Source organism: Caballeronia sp. EK (assembly GCF_014384845.1).
Taxonomy (GTDB): domain Bacteria; phylum Pseudomonadota; class Gammaproteobacteria; order Burkholderiales; family Burkholderiaceae; genus Caballeronia; species Caballeronia jiangsuensis.
Genome location: NZ_JACSUE010000010.1, coordinates 136,426 through 158,306, shown reverse-complemented (window position 1 = coordinate 158,306; position 21,881 = coordinate 136,426). Strand labels below are relative to the sequence as shown.

Genomic DNA, 21,881 nt, shown 5'->3' with positions numbered 1-21,881 from the left:
AATGCACGACCATTCAAAAGTCGATGTCGCGGAATGTAGGATGTTGTGGCCAAGGGGAAGCAAGCCCGAAAGCGTCCAAACCGCCCGACACTTTTATTCTAGTGGTGCGCTTCGAAAAGCGAATGATTGTTTGAAGAGAATGCGCCCGTCATCGGTAAGCGCGAGCCCCCGCGCGCCGTCGGACGTTGTTGCGGATACAGCCGTGACCTGCGCCGCTGCGCTCGCGGAGCCTCCATTTGCATTCGCGTAACGGGTGCCCAGCGCCCGCGTTGAGCCCAATTCGGTATCTATCTCAAGCCCGGAAATTTCGGTCGCTGCGCTGACGACCGCCGCGATTCAACGACATATGTTTGCACGCGTTATTCGGTGGGGAAGCACCGCCGACTCCTAATATGAAGTATTTCAGCACGCGACTCGTTTATTGAGCGATCGCAAACGATAACGACCGAGCTGCAAATGGCGTCGCACTGCTCAACGGTAGTATCTACGCGTGCCCGGCAGCGGATGCAAGAGTAGAAGCGCAAAGGGACGGCGGTGCTTACTCTGGGGTCATTCTGCACCCGCTGCCGACCGCAGCTGGTATCCGCCCTACAAGGACCGAACGAGTCAAGCCGGTCATGAGCCGTCGGGCGAGGTCGTCGTCGAGTTCGGCTAACGACGGCTCTCGCCGCTCACGTTCAATGGCCGTTGTTCGGCAAGCTGGTTGCGCCGGGACTGCCGCAATCCGCCCACTTGCCGCCGGTCGCTCATCCGACGAAGCTGTCGCTCGAATGGCCGGTTCGCTCGGATAGCTGCCGGACAACCAATCAATGCATTCGGCCATTGCCGATGGTCGAGGAGGTCCGTTGCAATGTCAGCAATGTGACGAATAAGACTTTCGACCCGTCGCCGACGGTCGATCCGCAAGGCGTGCAACGGCGTGTGTCAGTGCCTAACGGTCGCTCTACGCTTGCTACTCATTTGCGGGCGTTTGCTCAACCAGTTGTGGCCTCATCGAAACTGACTTGGTGGTGGGGGTCCTGACATGCGGAGGGGGCTACCGAAGTGGCCCCCAACAGACTGTTCGGATCAGAAAGGCAACATGCCCTTGGCGCCCGGCGCGTTGTCATCGTCGTGCGAATCGTGGCCGTGGCCGTCATCGTGACGTTGGTCGTGATCGAATCGGAACGATTGGAACAAATCGCCTATTGCGGGCGCATTGACCGGAACGTATGGGTTATCGGGCTGCTGAACGGGGTTCGGCAGATTGTCGCGGCTTCGCGATGTGATCGGCGAGAGCTTCCAGTTGCGGTCGATGAATTTGACGATGGACGCATGATCCGCATACTCGTGAACCACACGCCCGCCGCGCGAGTATGGCGACACCACGATCAACGGAATGCGCGGGCCGTCGCCGAAGAAATCGACCGGCTGGATATAGCCCGAGTCATAGTAGCCGCCGCCTTCGTCTGTCGTGATGAAAATCGCCGTCGATGCCCACAGTGTCGGATTGTTCTTCACGGCATCGACGAGCTCGCGCGTGAATGCCTCGAACAGACCGAATTTCGACGATTCGGGATGGCCGTCGAGCAGGCCACCGGGTTTCACGAACGACACCGCGGGCAAGGCGCCGCTCGCTATGTCCGCATAGAGATCGCTCGTGTCCTGGAGGTGCGCCTTCACGATATCCGGCTTCGTCATGATGGCCGTTTCGTACAGGAACGGATTGCAGATGTTGCAATACACGCTGGTGGGAGATTGCGCGACGAACGTCTGCTATCCTTCACCGTAGTACTTCCACGAGATGTTCTTTTCGAGCAAGGTATCGCCGATCGTGCGGACCGGCGAAGGCGGAATCGTGAAATCGGTCGTGTTCACGCTGCCGTTGCCGTTATAGCCCGGGTTGTAATTGTTGAGCAGATACCACGTGCCCGGCGCGCAATTCGCATCCGGATGATACGGCAGCGAATCCAGATATCGACGCACCGCGCCGACCCCCGGCTGGCTCGTGTCCGAGCAGTTGCTGTACGTGCCGCCGGAATAGCCGTCTTGCATGTACCAGTTGTTGGTATTCGCCTGCGGACGCGGATTTTCAATTTGAAGCTGCGGGGGCTGAGTCGCATTCCCTTTTCCGTCGGTGTAGTAGAGCGCGTCGGCCGTGCCGATCATGATGCTGTTCGCACCCGTGCCGCCCATCACCGGTTGATGATAGTTGTCGCTGATCGTGTATTCCCGCGCCAGTTGATAGAAGTACGGCATGTCGCCCGTATTCACGTTGTAGTAGCCGAGCGCGGTAGAGCCTTCGCCCGTCGACTGATCCGTGAAATTGGCCGGTATCGGGCCGCCGTTTGATCCGGCGCCGACCGACGTCTCGACCCATGCGAAGAGATCCATCTTGCATCCGCTTGGGTTGTCGCTGGTGGCATGAGCGACGTTGCAATCGGACTGCTGCCAGTTCTGATAGAAACGGTGAACGGGGCTGTTCATGTACTGGTTGTAATCGGGACCGACACGGGAGATCTGATAGGGACCGTTCGGGAGATCGTAGGTGTTCGCACCGAAACGCGTGTCCGGAACCTTCTGCGGCAAACCCGTGCCGCCGTAGGTCAATTGCCTGATGTCCTCCGGATAGGGCACGGCACCTTCGGCCTTTTGCGCCACCGTGTAGGTCGCGAAGGGCGGCGGGCTCGTGTCGGTCGTGGTGGGCGTATCGCTTCCCTTGGTCGCCGTCGAGCCCGTGTTCGGCGCGGGCAACACGGTGTATAGGTGCTTCTCGTTCGGACTGAGATCGAAGCGCTTCGGGTTCTTCGCAACCGCCGTGTATTGCGCGGCCAGCGAGAAGTTGGAACCGGGCTTGCCGTCTTCCGTGACAATGCCCTTAGACAGCAGATTCGACACGTTCTGACCGCGACGCGGCTTGTAGACGCCGAATACATGGTCGAACGTTCGGTTCTCTCCGACGATGATGATCACGTCCTTGATCGGCGATGCCGTGTCCATCGACACACTGGGCGTCTTAGACTGACTGTCCGCGAGGTCCGGATAGATCGCGCTCGCGATCGTCAAGGCAAGGCCAGCCACGCTCAATGCGCAGCGGCCCAAAGGAAGCCTGCTTCTGTCCACGTTCATGAGAGCTCCTGACGAAGTTGCAGTTTCATTACGTTTGTAATACGGCTTTCATTCGTTACCGCGCATTACAGGGAGCACCTTAGGAACGAACCGTGACGGTTGGTGGAACGTTCAGTTGCGAAGTGCCTGCACTTTGCTGACGCGCACAAACGATTTGTGTTCAGGCCTTCGGCCGGGAGGAACGCGCCCAAGCTCGCGCAGGCGGTAAGCAATTCTTAAGAATCGCTTAGGCTCAGTGAAATGGATAATGACCCTGCGTGATCAGATCGGATTGAACATCGAATGCGATCGGAAACCGTGCGCTTCCCGTCAGCAATTACGCGATTCGATGTCAGGTTCGACTGCGCAGAAATCCTTGTCCTGATCACTGGCGGCTTTCTTTTCGTCGAAAATATTGGGAGCTTTCGAACGTCCTGCGTGGACTTGGAGGCCTAACAGGACCAGCTATGGATCTGCTGCCGTCCCGAATCGGGGGATACTGCGCGTTGAGCGGCGCGACAATCCGACGTGACGAGCTAATCTACCGGCCGCGAGCACGTAGAACGACTGCGATCAAATGGCGGCGCGATGGTTTTGGCATCCGTAATCGAACGTACGCTTCTTATTGCCCCGACAGGCGACGCGGACTAGCCGACCTTATTAGCCGGACATGCAATCGTTGCTAAACGGCGGTGCTCGCTTCCGATGCGGCTAAATTCAAACTTTCTCTAGCCATCTCGATCAGTGGGTGAATTCAACCCATCTCGGCCGTTGCACGCCCGGTAGGCCGGAGGACAGTCAACGGCGCGCGCCTCTTGCCGGGTCGTCGCCAGCGGCAGCGAGGTACTTTATCGACCGAAAAATTCAACTCGCAAACGCCGTTCGACAGTAACCGGACTAAATGACGGGTCACCAACTAGCGATCGACCGTTCGAAGTTTGCGCCTGGGTCGCGAAACGGCTCACAGAATTGTTCGTTCGACAGCAAGCTGGCCAACTTCACGGCTCGCCTCCGCACGAGAGTATGCTTCCCGGTCCTCTTGCGCGGTTCGTTTTGCAAACACGGCAAGTGTCAGGCGGCGTAAGTGGGAGTTTGTCATTTTCCAACGCTCGCTCTCGGCGTAGCAACGAACTTGTTTCGGGTGATTGCGTCTCGACCGCCGACCGTGCCCTTCGATGCGTTCGATCACGCGTCGGCGGATCCGCTATGCCATGTTTAACCGCCGCGTGTCACCGGATGACTGGACTATCGGAAACCGAACACCGAGACCTTTTTCCCCTCAAAGCTTTCTTGCACGCCTTGCTGGCAATTGGGTGGACACTTTACGGCGCCGTCTGCGCTAGAGCCCGCCACAGTGACCGCTCGGTAGACTACCGATTCGATGAGCGTGCCGTCCGATGCGACAACGATGTTCAGATCGGTCTCGACACCGGCTGGCACGGCTCCGCCGGCGGTATAAATGATCTTCATGGAGCCGGTGCAGTCGTGGTGCACCGTATATGCGCCCATTTGGTACGGGTTGAACGTGTTCTGCCCACCCTTCGGCAGGCCGCCGATAATGCCGAAGTCCGTGCGCGTGAAATGTCCCACACCGTCGAACGTCACTAAGGCGACGTCATCGAGGATTGATGGCGTCGCATACGGATGCACCGTACCGTCATCACCTATCAACCCAAGAATCGTTCCGTGGCCGATAAACCCAAACGCTCCCCTTAGCGTTGCGTTCGAACAGTGACCACCGTCGTGGTCACCGTCGGCGTGCGCCGCACCACTGAGCGAGAGAAGCGCAACGGCTGCTGCCGAAGCGATGGTTGAATGCTTTATCTTCACGGTCATCTCCTTGCCAGCGAATCGGGCGCTTAAGATCGCGACGCGGAGGCATATTGCCGGGCCGGTCTGGCGCCCAGTTCAAAGTGAATTGACGAATCCCGCAGTGAATCCTGGCTACCACCGTTCGCGGAGGAGGCGATGAGAGAACGAATGGCCGATCAGCGGCCGGATGTTCCGAAGTTGAGGCGAGGAGCCGAGGTGGGGGCCAAGGTATTTAAGACGAAACAATTCACCGAGCTCAGGTTCACTCGGCGCAGGCGGACACGTGCGCAAGCGATGCACGAAAGTCCGCGCTAGTGTGACTTTGTGAGTCATGCCATGCACGAAGGCGCATAGCATGAACAGTGTAATCCACGATGTCCAGAGGTTCCAGATAGTTTTCGGTATGCTACAGATGTCTCACAAGCCACGTGATGGTTTAATGTATGGAGTACTGATGACGTGACGGACTCAAAATTCATCCGAAAAGGACGAGTCTGATCGGCCGCCGCTCAGTGAAATGATATGCGCAGACAATATGGCGTGGGAGTGTGCCGCCCTGGCACGTCCGGGGCGTTGTCCACTACCAGCGCGCGTGGGAAATCGCTTCAATCTCGGCCGGTTCCGTTGCGGGGTACGGGTCGTGAGGTCCGTGGCAGGCGGATTTGAGTGTCCCGCTATGATCAATGCCCCCGGGCTATTCGGGGCGATCGTCGGGCGGAATCTCCACAAGCGTATGTGCTCACGCTCAATTTCCGGCGGGTCATGCGCCGCACGCAGGCTTATTACCAGTGGGGCGTACCGCCTTTCATGCTTGGAGCACGCGGCACGGTCGCACAACATCGTGGCACGCGAGACGCCGGTCGATGGTGCGCAGGTGGCTGCGGCGCATTAGGAGCGTCGATATGTGGCGATGCATGCCGGGCGCACCGGTCTGCGTTGCGCCGCGTGACGGGGGACTTTTGCGAGAGAGCCGCCAACTCCCCGTAACGCTTTCCGTACGGCGTGGGCGGGGATTTTGCCCATCTGTCGGCGAACGCACAAGGAGGGGTAACGTGACGCTCACTGACATCGACCGATTCCTCAATCAACTGGGCGATGAAGCGCGCGCTATCGCAATGCAGGACTTTCGCACGGAGATCGTACGCGTCACCCGCTTCAGCACGGATTGTTACGGCTATGCGATGCTCGCTTCGGGTCATGTCGACCTTGTTATAGAAGACGGTCTGAAGATCCACGATGTCATGGCGATCGTCCCTGTGATCCTTGGCGCGGGTGGCATCCTCACGACTTGGTCTGGCGGCACCATCGATGAGGCTTTCGAAAACGATATTATTGCGGCCGCGACGCAGACGCTGCACGATGAGGCGTCCCGGTGACTCGGCCATCCGCGATTTTGAAGCAACTCCGGTGGCACCGGCGAAGCGTCGCTTTCTGCTCGATCCTGTAGATTCGAGCTCACGCTCGCGCGACATTCAAACTGCCCCTACTGTATCAATTCGTATCTTCGCGCCTGCACGCCCAGTGATATACGTGCGGCGGCCCCTCTGCTGGACAGTCGACGCGTCTTGCGCAGCTATGAGATCTTAGGGGCCGACATCGGCGGTGAGCGATTAAGCGCACGCTGGCACCGGCTCGTTTATCAGTTGTATGGGAGTTTGGTGGCGCTGCTGTAATCGCTTAATACGGAGTGCAGGATTAAGTGGAAAACCAAGGAGTGTCGAGATAACTCAATGCAGTGTCGCCCGGACGCGAGCGGATTGATCTGAGTGAATGCTGTGAATAATTCCGGCCATACGGGCATACCAGTTGCGACGGGTGTTTGAAAGAGGTTGTAGGCGACTGAAATCTTGATGCATTTGCGGTCGTACAGCAACATGAAAAGCGCAAACCTAATTATCGGATTGTTCTCGTCGTGCAGCGAAGCAGATCGAGCCCTTCAAGATCTCCAGGCACGGGGTCTCCAATGTGACGACGGTCACCTGTATGCGCGGGCAGGTCATCATCATACTGATTCAAGCTGCGTTCGACCGCTTCCTGAAATGCGCGCCCGCGATCGGGCAGAGTACGCGGCTCACGGAGAGCACCTTGGAGTTGTGAGCGGCGCGCGGCGGCTAAGCGGACCGAGTCCGCAACTCGCCACTCCCGATTTTGCCGCCGTCCCGCTAAATGCTAATCCCCGTGAACGAACGTTGTTAGTTGCCAGGTTGGTCGACACGCTGCCGTGCGACGTTGCGATCACGGTGATGCGCGACCACGGCGCGCTCGCGGTAAAAGACACTGCTGGTCACTGGCACTTTTCTTTTCACAGACGGGGCGGCGACCAGGGCGATGGCACGTGAACAGAAAGTGCGGTGATATCTTTGCCTGTAGTGTGAACCTTAAAGTACTGACTGTTCTATCGGGGTCGCGATAGGTGAGCCAAGGGCTGGCCACATAGTTGTTTTATGCCGTAATGGCTTGGCCAGTGAAAGTTAGCGATTCTATCCGTTTCGACCGTCTGAAGGAAAGCAGAGTGTCCATTCGCGGGGCGGAAGGTGTAGGCCGCTCTTCTCGAACCAAGAAGCAAAGCAGCTAAAAGCAGGCATAAAATTAAAAAGACCCGCGTAAGGATGGGCGGGTCGTAACAGAACAATATCACTTTCTGCGGCTAAGTAATTTCGCGTTATACGTCAAGTGAGTCACCAGCTCCGGACAAAGGTCTCGATGCCGTCGACCAATAGGGCGTACGGTTATAGTACTCATGCAGCGACGAGCCCCAACCGATGTCCGCCATCGCCGGCCAATGGTCTTTGTCAAATCCGGGTTCGCTCCTAATGCGCTCTGCCGTCGTGTCAACCCGGAAGACCTTCTGGTCAGTGTCGAGTGTGAGAGCGCTCCAAGGTATCGCGCGAAGCGTGTCACCCATGCCAAGAAATCCGCCGCTCGACAGCACCGCATACGCGATGCGCCCGCTCCGCACGTCCAGCATGACCTCCTTTATTTTCCCGACGTCCTCGGCGTCCGAGGTTATGACCGTCGTATCTTCAAGCGTAGATGCTGCCATCACATCCGGACCGGGACCGTCTCCCACGCCGCTGCCTACAATATTTGCACCGCCCTGCGCTGCAGAACCGGAATTTGTTAGGTTACTTGTCGCCATGATTGCCACCCCATTGTTAGGCCCGCGACTTCCTCTGCGCTGGAGAGGTTTTAAACGCTCGCCGTCCTTCTCGCGCGCGGGCAACGCGAACGCTAGGTTCTAAGCCAAGCGCAACGAGCGTGCCTCGAAACTGAGATGTTCCCACCGTTTCATTTGATTTAACTGAGCGGTCAGTCCGTAGTTAGCACGCTCTCGATGACATTAGATGACTCCTCGAATTCCGTGTTTGCAGATGCGTTCTTGTCGCTGGTCCTCAGTTGCGTCGCCCTTTATAACCGCGGCCTCGTTCAGTCCCCTCCAGGCTCTCGTTCACCTCGCCAGCCGGCCTCCGCCTCCTAATTGCTAATTTAGATGTGGGCCTGATTCACTCCAGGGTGAAGGGTTTTTTATCCCCTAATTGCCTCGCTGCGTCCATTGCGTTGGCAATCGAACGTTTAAGTCGAGGTCCGGACTTACTTGCCTTCGTTGCTTCATGCATCATGGAATTTATTTCAAAGTGGCAAGCGAGCTTCCTAATTGAGAACGGTTCAGACATGCAGCATTTCGCTATGCGTGCCAGTAGGGGCCGGGACAGGATCCGCGGCAACTTGCAAGGATCCGAAGGTTTCGAAAAGGATCGAGCTTTTGACCTAAGGCACGCGATGCACGTACAACAGGAAAATTGGACGCACCGTCAACTCGACTCGTTGACTCGGGTCTTGGTCGTCGACGATTATCGGGCAGCGGCTATCGCGGTCGCGGATTACTTGTCACTGTCAGGATTTCAGACCCGCGTCGCCGGAGGATGTGGCGACGCCCTTGAAATAATTCGAAACTGGGTCCCGGACGTGGTCCTGCTCGACCTGATGATGCCTCAGCGCGACGGTTTCATCACCGCTCGTGCAATCCGAGAATATTTGCCGACGTCAAGAACGTTCATCTGCGCGTACACAGGAAGAGACGGGGTCGTTATTACAAGATGCGTTGAAGGCAGAGTGTTCGATGGCTACTTTAGAAAGGGTGCTTCTCCACCTGACCTTATCCTCTATCTCAACGGACTGAAGCGCACGGACCACTTTGTCCCGGAGGGAGGAAGCGGCTAGTGCACTGCACAAGACAGATGTCTTAAGGGAGACTTCAGGCCCCCAAGGGAACGACTAGAGATGAACCGGTCGTTGAACTTCCGGCTGGCGTCGTTCTGTCACCGTCGCTAGATTCGCACTTCAAAATACAATCCTCAACTTCGCGACGGCGTTGTGGTACTTGGAAAAAGCCTCCGCTAACTAGACATGAAGGTATGCGGTGGCGTCCGTACGCGTCAGTGAATGGTCGCTGGTAAGATCAGGCAGCGATGCAATCTGGGCTAAGCACATTGCATTTCGTTTTCCCGGGATCGCTGAGCTTCATTGCTGGTGAGCCTGACCGCCGCGCCTGTTCGCAGGTTGTTATACACAGGAGATCAAGTAGGACGGTCAAGCGTTGACGATCGCGGGCCGATAGTCCTGGAAGCAAGAGAAGTTTTTCGGTCTGTGCTGTCCAGTATTCGGGGCGGATTAGCGTCGGTCGACAAACCAACGTGTTGATGGACTGCTCGAGCTGCCTAATGTCGTTTTCAAGAATCACACCCGATCTCCTTCTGTTTGCAATAAAGCCGAAGCTGCAGCCTGCGAACATGTGACGAAGCGTCCTTTTGCCGTGTGGGAACGGGACTTGAGTCAAAGACCCAATCGTCTTCAATCTGCGATCACACGTCGCTTGCCGAGCACGGCGAGCGGACAAGCCGGTTTTGCGCAAACGTTAGCTTTCCCGCGTGCTATTTAGACTAATTGCTGTGGATAGCGGCATCCGCTCGCTATGGCTTGATAGGGGTTTACGACTATTCCGCGACATAGAAGGCGCGCGCCGCGCCAATTATTCTTCTAGGCGAAAGGGTCAACGCGCTATTGCAGCCGAAATCCCGGCAACGTGGTGGCTTCGTTCAACGCCGCGCTGCCGCGATTGGTCCGGACCTCGTGCAGCGCGGTGATACGGCAATCAATGCCGATTTTAAAAGCGAAGAAGTAATTGATACCTGTTTGCCCGACTTATTGAGCCGCAAATCAGGCGCGTTCGTCGAGGGAAATCAGATGCGTCGCCGCCGTCAGCATCGCTTAATGCGTATTGAGATAGCATCGCGCGCGAAGGTAAAACGCGCGATCTAACCGCAGCCAGGTGCGGTTCAAGAGCAAGACCACAAGGGGATCCTATGAACACCGTATCGGAAGAGGCAAACACGCTGACGGACGGCGAAGTCCAACTCATGCTGCAGACTGTCGCCGCCTTGCGGGAAGGCGAACCCGTTCGTAGATTGCCTGCCGATTGGACCGGTGCAAAAGGACAGCTAGCCGTCGAACTGAACATGCTCGCCGACCAATGTCTGCGTCAAGGGCTGGCGCTCGGACGCGCAACCGGAAACTCCGCGGCAAGCCTGGGCGGTGCAGGCCGCGTAGATGAAGAAGGGCTGAGCGGTTTCTGGCTGCAACAGGCGCGTGAAAGCAACGCGCTGTTAGAGGCGACCGATACCGCGCACGCGCGTACCCGGGACATTCACACGGCGCTCATCGCGCTAAGGAAGGGAGAGGGGGCGTCGCTTGCCGCTGACTGGACCGGCTTGCACGGCAAACTTGCGGACGTCTTCAATGATGTCGTCGACCAGAACATCCGGATGTCGGATGAGCTCGCGCGCTTAAGCCAGGCAGTCGGCAAGGAAGGCCGCATCTACGAACGCGCCACGCTGCCCGATCCCAGGGGCTTCTGGCGCCGGTCGATTGACTCGGTGAATTCCCTGATCGTCGATCTCGTCCACCCCACGAGCGAGGTGGCGCGCGTGATCGGCGCCGTAGCGCAAGGCGATCTCAGCAAAAGCATGGCCCTCGAAGCCGACGGGCGTGCGCTCGAAGGCGAGTTCCTGCGCACGGCCAAGATCATCAATCGGATGGTCGAGCAGCTCGGCACCTTTGCCGCAGAGGTCACGCGCGTCGCGCGAGAGGTCGGCACGGAAGGCAAGCTCGGCGGTCAGGCCGACGTGCAGGACGTGGCCGGGACATGGAAAGACCTGACCGATTCCGTTAACTTCATGGCCGGCAATCTGACGAGCCAGGTCAGAAACATCGCGGAAGTCACCAAGGCTGTGGCTGCCGGCGACTTGTCGAAGAAGATCACCGTGGACGTCAAGGGCGAGATTCTCGAACTGAAGAACACCATCAACACGATGGTCGATCAGTTGCGGTCCTTTGCCTCCGAAGTGACGCGCGTGGCGCGCGAGGTCGGCACCGAAGGGAAGCTCGGCGGTCAGGCGGATGTAAAGGGCGTCGCGGGAACGTGGAAAGACCTGACCGACAACGTCAACTTCATGGCGGGCAACCTGACGAGTCAGGTTCGCAATATTGCAGAAGTCACGACGGCCGTGGCGGCCGGCGACTTGTCGAAGAAGATCACCGTGGACGTCAAGGGCGAAATTCTCGAACTGAAGAACACGATCAACACGATGGTCGATCAGTTGCGGTCCTTCGCTTCCGAAGTGACACGCGTGGCGCGCGAGGTCGGCACCGAAGGCAAGCTCGGGGGTCAGGCCGACGTGAAAGGGGTCGCCGGAACGTGGAAGGATCTCACCGACTCGGTGAACTCGATGGGCAGCAACCTGACCGCGCAGGTGCGCAACATTGCGGACGTGACCACGGCAGTCGCGGCGGGCGATCTTTCGAAGAAGATCACCGTCGACGTGAAGGGCGAAATCCTCGAACTCAAGAACACGATCAATACCATGGTCGATCAATTGAGTTCCTTCGCCTCGGAGGTGACGCGCGTGGCTCGCGAAGTCGGGACCGAAGGCAAGCTGGGTGGCCAGGCCGACGTGCAGGGTGTCGCGGGAACGTGGAAAGACCTGACTGACTCGGTGAATTCGATGGGCAGCAATCTGACGGCACAGGTGCGCAACATCGCAGAGGTGACAACGGCGGTTGCCGCGGGCGATCTCTCGAAGAAAATCACCGTGGATGTCAAGGGCGAGATTCTCGAACTGAAGAACACCATCAACACGATGGTCGATCAGTTGCGTTCGTTCGCCTCGGAGGTCACGCGCGTTGCACGCGAGGTCGGCACCGAAGGCAAACTCGGCGGTCAGGCCGACGTGCAAGGCGTTGCGGGAACGTGGAAGGATCTGACCGACTCGGTCAACTCGATGGGCAGCAACCTGACCGCGCAGGTGCGCAACATCGCCGATGTGACGACAGCAGTGGCGGCAGGCGACCTGTCCAAGAAGATCACCGTCGATGTGAAGGGCGAAATCCTCGAGCTCAAGAACACGATCAACACCATGGTCGACCAATTGCGCTCGTTTGCCTCGGAAGTTACGCGAGTGGCGCGCGAGGTCGGCACTGAAGGCAAGCTGGGAGGACAGGCCGACGTGCAGGGGGTCGCCGGAACCTGGAAAGATCTCACCGACAACGTCAATTTCATGGCGGGCAACCTGACCAGTCAGGTACGTAACATCGCGGACGTGACGAAGGCGGTCGCCGCGGGTGATCTGTCGAAGAAGATCACTGTGGATGTCAAGGGCGAGATTCTCGAGCTGAAGAACACGATCAACACCATGGTCGATCAGCTCAGCTCCTTTGCATCCGAAGTGACGCGAGTCGCACGCGAAGTCGGTACATTGGGCAAGCTCGGCGGCCAGGCGGATGTCCAGGGCGTCGCCGGCACATGGAAGGATTTGACCGATTCGGTCAACTTCATGGCCGGCAACCTGACGAGCCAGGTACGCAACATCGCGGACGTGACGAAGGCGGTAGCGGCAGGCGATCTGTCCAAGAAGATCACCGTGGACGTCAAGGGCGAGATCCTCGAACTGAAGAACACCATCAACACGATGGTCGATCAGTTGCGTTCGTTTGCGTCGGAGGTGACGCGTGTGGCACGCGAGGTCGGCACCGAAGGAAAGCTCGGCGGTCAGGCGGACGTTCAGGGCGTCGCGGGCACGTGGAAGGACCTGACTGACAACGTCAACTTCATGGCGGGCAACCTGACGAGCCAGGTTCGCGGCATCGCGCGAGTCGTGACCGCGGTCGCGAACGGCGACTTGGGCCGCAAGCTCACGGTGGAGGCAAAAGGTGAAATCGCGGCGCTCGCCGACACGATCAACAGCATGACGGACACGCTGGCCACGTTTGCCGATCAGGTGACGACCGTCGCACGCGAAGTGGGTGTCGAAGGGAAGCTCGGCGGACAGGCCAAGGTGCCGGGCGCGGCGGGCACGTGGAAGGGGTTGACGGAAAACGTGAATCAGCTTGCGGCGAATCTGACGACCCAGGTCCGCGCGATCGCCGAGGTGGCGACGGCGGTGACGCAAGGTGACCTGACGCGTTCGATCACCGTCGAGGCGCTTGGCGAAGTCGCGGCGCTCAAGGACACCATCAACGAGATGATTCGTAACTTGAAGGACACGACCGAGCTCAACACCGAGCAGGACTGGCTCAAGACGAATCTGGCGAAGTTCAGCCGCATGCTGCAGGGACAGAAGGACCTGGTTACGGTCGGCCAGCTCATTCTGTCCGAGCTTGCGCCAGTCGTCGGCGTGCAACAAGCCGAGTTCTTCGTATTCGACATGGTCGATGAGGCCGCTTCGCTGAGGCTCGTGGCGAGCTACGCGTCCGAAGGCCATCGTTCGCACGGCAAGCAGGTTCAGCTTGGTGAGGGGCTCGTCGGTCAGTGTGCGTTCGAGAAGCGCAAGATTCTGCTCGCGCCATCGGCGTCAACCGGCTACCGGATCGAATCGGGTCTGCTGAGCGCCGTGCCGCAAAACGTGTTGGTGATGCCGATCGTTTTCGAAGGCCAGGTCAAAGGCGTGATCGAACTAGCCTCGCTCGAATGCTTCAACTCGACTCACCTGGCGTTTCTCGACCAGTTGACCGAAAGTATCGGTATTGTCATCAATACGATCGAAGCGAACACGCGTACGGAAGACCTGCTCAAGCAGTCTCAATCGCTTGCACAAGAACTGCAGAGCCGGCAGGAAGAACTCCAGCAGACAAACCAGGAGCTTCAGGAAAAAGCGCGGCTGCTTGCGCATCAGAACCAGGAAGTCGAGCGCAAGAATTCGGAGGTCGAACAGGCACGTCAGGCACTCGAGGATAAAGCGAAGCAGCTCGCCCTCACGTCGAAGTACAAGTCGGAGTTTCTGGCCAACATGTCGCACGAACTGCGCACGCCGCTCAATAGCCTGCTCATCTTGTCCGACCATCTCTGCAAGAATCCCGACGGCAACCTGTCTACCAGGCAGATCGAATACTCGCGGACCATTCATTCCTCGGGGAACGACCTGCTGATGCTCATCAACGACATTCTGGATCTTTCGAAAATCGAATCTGGCACCGTCGTTCTGGACGTTGCTGAACACCGCCTCGTCGACATGACGACGTATGTCGAGCGCACGTTCCGGCACGTCGCTGAAGCCCGCCGCGTCGAGTTCGTCATTCATCTCGGCGACGATGTACCTGCCTCCATCGTGACGGACCTCAAGCGCCTGCAGCAGGTTCTGAAGAATCTCCTCTCCAATGCCTTCAAATTCACGCATCACGGACACGTGTCACTGTCGATCGAGCGTGCGCGTGGCGGATGGAGCGAGGACAACCAGGCGCTGAACAGCGCGGGCGGTGTGATCGCTTTTGCAGTTCAGGACACCGGCATCGGCATTTCGGCGGACAAGCAGCAGATCGTATTCGAGGCTTTTCAGCAGGCCGATGGCAGCACCAGCCGAAAATACGGCGGCACTGGCTTGGGGCTCGCGATCAGTCGCGAACTGTCCAAACTGCTAGGTGGCGAGATCCGCCTTACCAGCACGCCGAATGAGGGCAGCACGTTCACGCTGTTCTTGCCGCGCACGAGCGATCTCGGCAGAAGTGGGCGAAGAAAACTGATGCGGCAAGAAGAGGAACGCGAACCCGTTCCGAGCGGCTCGCCCCCGGCGAGCCTTGCGGTCGTGGAACGGGCGGAGCAGTCAGAGATGGCTATCGAGGTTGCGCACGAGGTATCGACTGCCCACGTGATCGATGATCGTGAGAGTATCGTTCAGGGTGATCGGGTTGCGCTTATAGTCGAGAACGATCCGGCTTTCGCGGGCGTGATGGTCGAAGCGGCACGGCAGCGCGGATTCAAGGCGGTCACGACCGCATTCGGCGCCTACGCCTTGACGCTGACCGACCAGTTCAAGCCCGACCTCATCACGCTCGACCTGTTTCTGCCGGATATGGAAGGATGGCAGGTGCTCGCGCGACTCAAGAACGACATGGCCACGCGGCACATTCCGGTGTGGGTGATCTCGACCGACGAATCGCGCGATCGCGCGCTACGTTCCGGCGCGCTCGCCTTTCTGCCCAAACCGGTCGCGTCACAGGCGATCCTGGATGATGCGCTCGCTGCGATGGCCCGATACATCGAAGCAGAACGACGCGTCGTTCTCGTGGCGCTTCCTTCGGCGAATGACCGGGAGTTGCTTTCTGGTGCATTGCAGCCCTTGCGGGCCGCGGTAGTCTTTGCGAGCTCCCGCGAGACGTTGCTGCAGCAACTCGCGTCTCAAACCATTGACGCGCTGGTGCTCACTGACGACATCCCCGGCCTCTCACCCGAAGACATCGAAGCGGCGGTCGCCTCGCGCGACGGCCTTTCGCCACTGCCGGTCATCGTGAGCGTGCCGGCGGGCCAGCTCCCGCCGGCACGCTGGCAGCATGTCAGGGAAGGGTTTGTCGCCCTGCACGCGGCGGGCCGCGATCAATTGCTCGATCTGAGCATCGCCGCGCTGCACGTCGATGTGAAGCGGCTCGGCCAGGAGCACTGCGCCATGCTGCAGGCGTTGCGCGCGTCACAGAACGCGTTGAAGGGCGTCAAGGCACTGATCGTCGACGACGACATGCGCAACATCTTTGCGCTCGCGACGATCATGGAGGACCTCGGCATGCGGCAAGTCTGGGCCGATAACGGGCGCGATGCCATACGGCAGGTGGAATCCGATCCCGAGATCCAGATAGTCATGATGGATATCATGATGCCCGAGATGGACGGCCTGGCCACGATGCGGGAGATTCGCAAGCGGCCGGTAGGCAAGGCATTGCCGATCATCGCAGTCACGGCCAAAGCGATGAAGGGCGACCGCGAAAAGTGTATCGAGGCGGGAGCGTGGGATTACCTCTCGAAGCCGGTCAATCGTGACGACCTGCTTGCCGTGCTGCACGCGTGGCTGCATCGTTAGGAGCGCAAGCCATGGCCGTGTTCGAATCATCTCCGGAAGACAAGGTGAGCATCCTCGTGGTGGATGACCTACCGAGCCAGCACGTCGTTTTGCGCACGGTGCTCGAGGGACCGGATCAGGAAGTGGTCGCGGTGTCGTCCGGGCGGCAGGCGTTGAAGGCGGTGTTGCAACAGGACTTCGCCGTCATACTGCTCGACGTGAACATGCCCGATATGGATGGCTTCGAGACGGCCAGCATGCTGCGTTCCTACCGTCGGACGGCATCGACACCGATCATCTTCGTCACAGCGTATGTGGACGATGCCGAAATGGCGCGAGGCTATTCGCTGGGGGCGGTGGACTATATCTCGTCACCCGTGGTGCCGGAGATCCTCAGCGCGAAGGTACGTGTGTTCGTGCAGATGTACAGGATGAACCGCGAACTGCGTGCCCGGGCAGCACAGCGCGAGGAACTCGCGCGGGCGGAAGCGCAACGCGCGTCTGCCGACCAGGCTCGCCAGCGCGCTGATTTTCTGGCGCACGTGAGTCATCTTTTTACGCGCTCGCTGGATTTGCAGACGACCCTTTCCCGCATCCTGCATACGTCGGTGCCTGCATTGGCCGACGTCGCCTGCGTCTATCTCGAACTGGAAGGCGAACAGGTCCCACGGACGTCGTTGCACTGCGGTCCTGCCGTGCACGCGCTGATCGAACCGGGTAGCGGTCATGCGATCGAGGCTATCGCTCCGATGGAGCAATTTTTTCAGCTCGCGAAGCAGACTGTGGACAAGGGCGAGAGTCTCGTGTGCCGGGCCGGGGCGGATCGCATCTTCGAGTTTCAAAGCGATAAAGCGCAAAGGAAGAACCCGGCCAGGTTCGAGGAAGTCAGATTTCACCCGCTGTTGAGCGGCGCGGCGCGAAAGGCGGCCATCGCATTCGGGGCCGTCCACTGCGAGAGCGATCATCAGCGGGCGCCGATCGTCACGGAGTTTGTGAGTCGTGCGTCCATCGCGCTCGAGAACGCCTTCTTGTTCTCCGCCCTGCGGGACGAGGACCGGCGCAAGAACGAATTTCTCGCCATGCTGGCCCACGAACTCCGAAATCCGCTCGCACCCATCTCCAACGCGGTGAGCGTGATGAAGAACACGGAGCCGGGCGATGCGAAGGTCATGACGTGGGCGACAGGAATCATCGGTACACAGCTCGATCACATGGTGCGCATTGTCGACGATCTGCTTGACGTATCGCGGATCGCGCGCGGCGCGGTGGCGTTGCAACGCAAGCCGCTATCGCTGCGGGTCGTGCTCGATCGTGCAATCGAAACCAGCCGGCCACACTTTGCCGCGCGCTCGCAAGCGTTCTCCTGCGAAACCTGCGCGAACGATTTGATCGTCGAGGGCGATGTCGTTCGTCTCACACAGGTCATTGCGAATCTGTTGAACAACGCCTCGAAGTTCACCCCGCCCGGTGGCCACATCAATCTTGCGACGGCTTTTGCGAAGGGGATCGCGGTGATTACGGTCACCGACGACGGCGAGGGCATAGATTCGAAGCTGCTCCCGCGCGTCTTCGAACTCTTTGCGCAAGGTGATAGCGCACTGGATCGCGCACAGGGCGGCTTGGGAATCGGGCTGACGCTTGCCCGCCACCTGACGGAGCTGCATGGCGGTTCGATTCACTGCTGGAGTGCCGGTCGCGGACGGGGCGCCAAGTTCACGGTGGAGTTGCCGGCATCGATTGCAACCGACAAACCGGCTCCTGTCGCCGATATTCTTCCGATGCGTCGCAGGCGTGGCGCACGGGTGCTCGTCGTGGATGATTCCGTTGCTTCCACGGAGAGCCTTAAAGTCTTCCTCGAAATGCATGGGCATCAAGTGCAATGCACGCACGACGGCGTCTCCGCGCTCGCACTTGCCAAAAAATTCGCACCCCAGGTTGCCGTTCTGGACATTGGCCTTCCAGGCATGAATGGGTACGAGGTTGCAAAAGCCATTCGTGCCGACACCGTTCTTGGGGACTGCCTGCTAATTGCGTTGAGCGGTTATGGCCAAGACGATGATCGTCTCAAGTCGAAGTCGGCCGGCATCGATCATCATTTTATAAAGCCCGCGGATCTAGCCTCGCTAGTCGACCTGATTGCGACACACGTAATGGACGGCGGTACGGGGGCCGAAAGTGAAGGGCGGCCAGCCTAGGATCAATAACGGTCGTTAACAGTCCCACAGTCGCGCCACGAACTGGACGCCATCGAGTTGCCCGGTTCGCCCTTCGAACCGCCGCGGCGCGCACGAACCGGCGTTCGCGGGGCATGGCTTCAACACCGGACACATACCGACACGCTTGTTCGAGAAGGTGCTATAAACTTGCAACTAATCGTCTCGGCCGTCCTTTACCTCGAAAGCTGCGCCAAATCCAACCGCCAGCAATGCAGTGGATTTGGCTGCTCTCGTCAGTTGCGAGAGAAGTCAGTCGTTGTCAGTTCTAGGCGTGCCGCAGGGTGCGCAAGCAGCTTGCGATAAGCGACGGCGTGGATACGGTTGGCGCCATTGTGAAAAGTTTTCAGCATCTTGGCGTCATCTGCATCGAGCGGCAGCCAGAAAAAGGCCTCCAGCGCGGCGCGCACGATCACGCACTCGACCGCGCCATGCTTTCCCGCTAGGACGAAGGTCACGCCGCGTCGGTTAGTCGAAATCTGTGGTTCAAAGTCGAGTGCTTCCATAGCGAGTTCATCGTGTTGCGCGGTCAAAGCAAATTTGACACGCCATCGCGCGATTTGTGAGACGTCTCGCTCGATTGCCTACGACACCGTCGTACTTCCAAGGTCGGTTACCAACCGATGCGATGTTTCTCGTCGGTATCCCGACGGCGTCGGCCGTCATCGACGTGAAGGTAGAGGCTTGTCGTCGTCAGCGATGCGTGTCCGGGGTTGTCACGCACGAGTCGTAGATCGACCTGCTGATCTGCCATATGCGAGCCCGCGCTGTACCGCAGCCCGGTGAACGGAGGCTTTTTCCAGCGGGTCAACGCTTGCTGCAGAGGACGGGGCGTGCTCGCGGAGTCGCGCCGCTGCGCCTGCGAGCACAGCTTTGACGATCGCGTGCAGGGCGCCACGGGTCAAAGCCGAGCAGGTCGAAGGCGCCCTGATCGGCTGCCGTGGCGCCAATCGGCAGGACGAGTGGCGTATCCTCATCTGGCGAGGGGAGCACGCTCAAGTCAAGGTTTGTCGATAGCGAGCGAGCTCCGTCATCAGTTCCCGGGTGCCGGAATTAGCTGTTCCTTGTCGCCTTTACCGTGCACAGTGAGCCACCAGCGCATTGCTCCATCCGCATCGCGCCGAAGGAAGAATTGGCCATAGTGCTGGTCCCAACTTCCTCGATGCGCAGGCCACCGAGATAGAGCAGGGTGACGAGCCAACGCACGCGGATTGCATAAGCGATCTGGCAGTTGGTCTCTCGCGGCATGGCGGCGATGGTGCCCTTGACCACCTGCCAGATGGTGCGCTCAAGATAGCGGGTTAATGCGCGGAGTGGGATACCGGGCGCGGTTCTGTTGCAGTAAGTGTTGGGTTTCATGAGCCATCACAATGCGAATGATCGGACGCTTGATGACGACTCTGAATCCCCTTGGCACGGGTGCTCAAGCGTTGCACTATCCGCTCGATGTGATCCTGATGGGCGTGCGCTGCTATGTGGCGTATCCGCTGAGCCTTCGAGACCTGGAGGAGATGATGGCGAGCGCGGAATCTCGTTCGACCATTCAACTGTGCACCGTTGGCCCATCAAGGTGTTGCCGGTCCTGGAGAAGGCCCTCGTCGCCACGAGAAAGCCGTCGGTCGGAGCTGGCAAATGGACGAAACGTATATCAAGGTCCGAGACCAGTGGGAGTATTTGTACCGCGCAGTCGACAAGGAGGGCACCACGGTGGGTTTTCTGCTGCGTGCCCATCGTGACAAGGCCGCGGCGCGGCGCTACTTCAAAAGTCAATCGCGCAAAACGGCCAGCCCAAGACGGTGACAATCGATAAAAGCGGTGCGAACCTGGCCGCGCTGGATGCCCTCAACGCGGAGCGCGAAACATCGGTCGAGATTCGCCAGAACGAGTATCTGAATAATGTTGTCGACCAAGATCATCGGGCGATCAAGCGACGTACGCGGCCTATGCTCGGCAAGAGTTTTCGTTGCGCCCGGATCCTGTTGAGCGGCATCGAGCTCACGCACATGATTGCCAAAGGCCAAATGCAGGACCGTGGCGTCGGATACACTCACGCCCAGCAGCTTTACGCACTGAAATAATAAGCACTCCCACTTATATTGCCGCTTGTTTACCGTCATATCCTTACCGCGACAGAACCCATACCAGCGCACGCACGTCAGGGATCACCTCGAGCAGATAGTGCAGACGCATGAGCACTCGCGCCAAGACTGGTTTCAGAGTCGTCGTCAAACGTCCGATCGTTGGCATTGTCAGGTCACATGATACCCAGCGCTTATTGCGACAAAGCCCGCAAGGCTGCTCCATAGTTGAGAGATTGCCCGGGGTCAACGGCGGCGCCTACGCGGATCGCGCGTCGATTAAATCAGTCGGAGCACAATTCGGTGGAGAAGGGCTTGCAGATCGCGTCGAGCGTCGCAGACGAGGTGAATGTATAAGACGTCCTCGCGCACCTGATAGATAATCCGATTCTTGCCGGAAAGGGCCTGCCGAAACGTTTCATCAACGAAACCTTCGAGCTCGCCGGGAACATGGCCGCTCCCAGGGAATTGGCGGATCTGCGTGATCGTTTCTTGCAAGTGCGCGGAGGTCTGACGCCATGTCTCCCATCCGAATGTGCGGACGATATAGCTTCTCAGTTCATCGATGCCGATCCGGGCTGTCGGCAAGATGCGGTACTTCAACAGCGCTGGCATTAACGGACTTTTTGCTGGCGGTCGAGTTCGCCGAGTTCCGAAAAGAATTCGTCGCCGTCGACGTAATCCTCGCAGTCAATTTGCTTCTGTCCGATCGCCAGGATCTTCAACAGCGCGATCATCTGTTGCGTGGCTTCATAAGTCCGTACATCCTGGACCACGAGTTTCGCTTCGCCGTTCTGCGTGATGATCAGCGGCTCGCCGGAGTCGGTCAAGTCTTTAACAATTTGTGCCGCTTCGCTCTTGAGGTAGCTGATGGGCTTCACATGATCCGCGATGTGCATAGGCGCTCCGTTGCAGGTTCGGTAAGACTAAATATAGACCATTATCAGTCCGATGACAACTGGCCTCTCGCCGACAATCAAGAACTCTCGGCGTCTTCAGGAACACTTGATTCACGGTGTCCCGTCGCCCGCGGAGTTGCACGTCTTCTGATGCAGGCCGCCGGCTGATCGTGTTTCGAATGTAGGTGGGTTTGCTGCGCCAGAGTTTCAAGTCGACGTGCAAGGTCTCACCAACGCGACGCGCTGACACGCTCGGGGCGTGATCTTCAGGGTCACGCAGCGAATCCCCCAAGAATCGAGCGAAACTTGCGTCCACGCTGGGTTGTGGTAAGAGTTCATGGGACGCTCCGCACAATATATGCACAATTGTGGCTTAATCTGAAGAGATGGGCTGGTCGCACACGGCCAGAGCCA

Annotated in this window: 13 protein-coding genes and 2 pseudogenes; 7 read left to right on the top strand and 8 right to left on the bottom strand. The window is 58.8% G+C overall.

Translation table 11 applies throughout. The annotated features are described in order from the left end of the window. Nucleotides 1-1,068: 1,068 nt before the first annotated feature. Nucleotides 1,069-2,979: pseudogene (locus IAG25_RS28095) on the bottom strand (alkaline phosphatase family protein). 575 nt (nucleotides 2,980-3,554) lie between these two features. Between IAG25_RS28095 and IAG25_RS28090 the strand changes: the two are divergent. Continuing rightward, entirely contained in the window at nucleotides 3,555-3,773 is a 219-nt protein-coding gene (locus tag IAG25_RS28090; protein WP_255503980.1) for a DUF3331 domain-containing protein, read from the top strand. Between the two features lie 559 nt (nucleotides 3,774-4,332). Here IAG25_RS28090 and IAG25_RS28085 read toward each other — a convergent pair. Then, nucleotides 4,333-4,917, bottom strand: a complete 585-nt coding sequence (locus IAG25_RS28085; RefSeq protein ID WP_187607729.1) for a hypothetical protein — start codon at nucleotides 4,915-4,917, stop codon at nucleotides 4,333-4,335. Between the two features lie 1,034 nt (nucleotides 4,918-5,951). Here IAG25_RS28085 and IAG25_RS41580 point away from each other — a divergent pair. Continuing rightward, on the top strand, nucleotides 5,952-6,275 hold the full coding sequence (locus tag IAG25_RS41580) for an inositol monophosphatase family protein (RefSeq protein WP_309243976.1): 324 nt from the start codon (nucleotides 5,952-5,954) through the stop codon (nucleotides 6,273-6,275). Between the two features lie 1,286 nt (nucleotides 6,276-7,561). Here IAG25_RS41580 and IAG25_RS28075 read toward each other — a convergent pair. Next, nucleotides 7,562-8,038: a PRC-barrel domain-containing protein gene (locus tag IAG25_RS28075; protein WP_187607727.1), complete on the bottom strand. Its 477-nt coding sequence runs from the start codon at nucleotides 8,036-8,038 to the stop codon at nucleotides 7,562-7,564. A 479-nt stretch (nucleotides 8,039-8,517) separates the two neighbouring features. Here IAG25_RS28075 and IAG25_RS28070 point away from each other — a divergent pair, with 479 nt between their 5' ends. The 4 genes from IAG25_RS28070 (at nucleotide 8,518) to IAG25_RS28055 (ending at nucleotide 18,472) form a co-directional block, all read left to right on the top strand. After that, complete coding sequence (locus IAG25_RS28070; protein ID WP_309243981.1) at nucleotides 8,518-9,120, top strand: response regulator; 603 nt, start codon at nucleotides 8,518-8,520, stop codon at nucleotides 9,118-9,120. A gap of 840 nt (nucleotides 9,121-9,960) precedes the next feature. Next, complete coding sequence (locus tag IAG25_RS28065; RefSeq protein WP_187607726.1) at nucleotides 9,961-10,218, top strand: hypothetical protein; 258 nt, start codon at nucleotides 9,961-9,963, stop codon at nucleotides 10,216-10,218. 44 nt (nucleotides 10,219-10,262) lie between these two features. Then, nucleotides 10,263-16,298, top strand: coding sequence for a HAMP domain-containing protein (locus IAG25_RS28060; RefSeq protein ID WP_222946673.1), 6,036 nt, complete (start codon nucleotides 10,263-10,265; stop codon nucleotides 16,296-16,298). 11 nt (nucleotides 16,299-16,309) lie between these two features. After that, nucleotides 16,310-18,472, top strand: coding sequence for a response regulator (locus tag IAG25_RS28055; protein ID WP_187607725.1), 2,163 nt, complete (start codon nucleotides 16,310-16,312; stop codon nucleotides 18,470-18,472). Between the two features lie 254 nt (nucleotides 18,473-18,726). Here IAG25_RS28055 and IAG25_RS28050 read toward each other — a convergent pair whose 3' ends face one another. From IAG25_RS28050 to IAG25_RS42275, 3 genes are all read right to left on the bottom strand, one after another. Further along, on the bottom strand, nucleotides 18,727-18,996 hold the full coding sequence (locus IAG25_RS28050) for a DUF1488 family protein (RefSeq protein WP_187607724.1): 270 nt from the start codon (nucleotides 18,994-18,996) through the stop codon (nucleotides 18,727-18,729). A gap of 107 nt (nucleotides 18,997-19,103) precedes the next feature. Continuing rightward, on the bottom strand, nucleotides 19,104-19,244 hold the full coding sequence (locus IAG25_RS42280) for a hypothetical protein (protein ID WP_309296249.1): 141 nt from the start codon (nucleotides 19,242-19,244) through the stop codon (nucleotides 19,104-19,106). Nucleotides 19,245-19,543: 299 nt separating this feature from the next. Further along, nucleotides 19,544-19,849, bottom strand: a complete 306-nt coding sequence (locus IAG25_RS42275; RefSeq protein WP_375336545.1) for a hypothetical protein — start codon at nucleotides 19,847-19,849, stop codon at nucleotides 19,544-19,546. 32 nt (nucleotides 19,850-19,881) lie between these two features. On the opposite strand from IAG25_RS42275, the pseudogene IAG25_RS28040 reads away from it, so the two are divergent. Next, nucleotides 19,882-20,568: pseudogene (locus IAG25_RS28040) on the top strand (IS6 family transposase). A 279-nt stretch (nucleotides 20,569-20,847) separates the two neighbouring features. Here IAG25_RS28040 and IAG25_RS28035 read toward each other — a convergent pair. Next, on the bottom strand, nucleotides 20,848-21,183 hold the full coding sequence (locus IAG25_RS28035) for a type II toxin-antitoxin system RelE/ParE family toxin (RefSeq protein WP_255503979.1): 336 nt from the start codon (nucleotides 21,181-21,183) through the stop codon (nucleotides 20,848-20,850). Then, nucleotides 21,183-21,467, bottom strand: coding sequence for a type II toxin-antitoxin system Phd/YefM family antitoxin (locus IAG25_RS28030; protein WP_187607723.1), 285 nt, complete (start codon nucleotides 21,465-21,467; stop codon nucleotides 21,183-21,185). Before IAG25_RS28030 ends, IAG25_RS28035 begins: the two co-directional genes overlap by 1 nt. Nucleotides 21,468-21,881 lie beyond the last annotated feature (414 nt).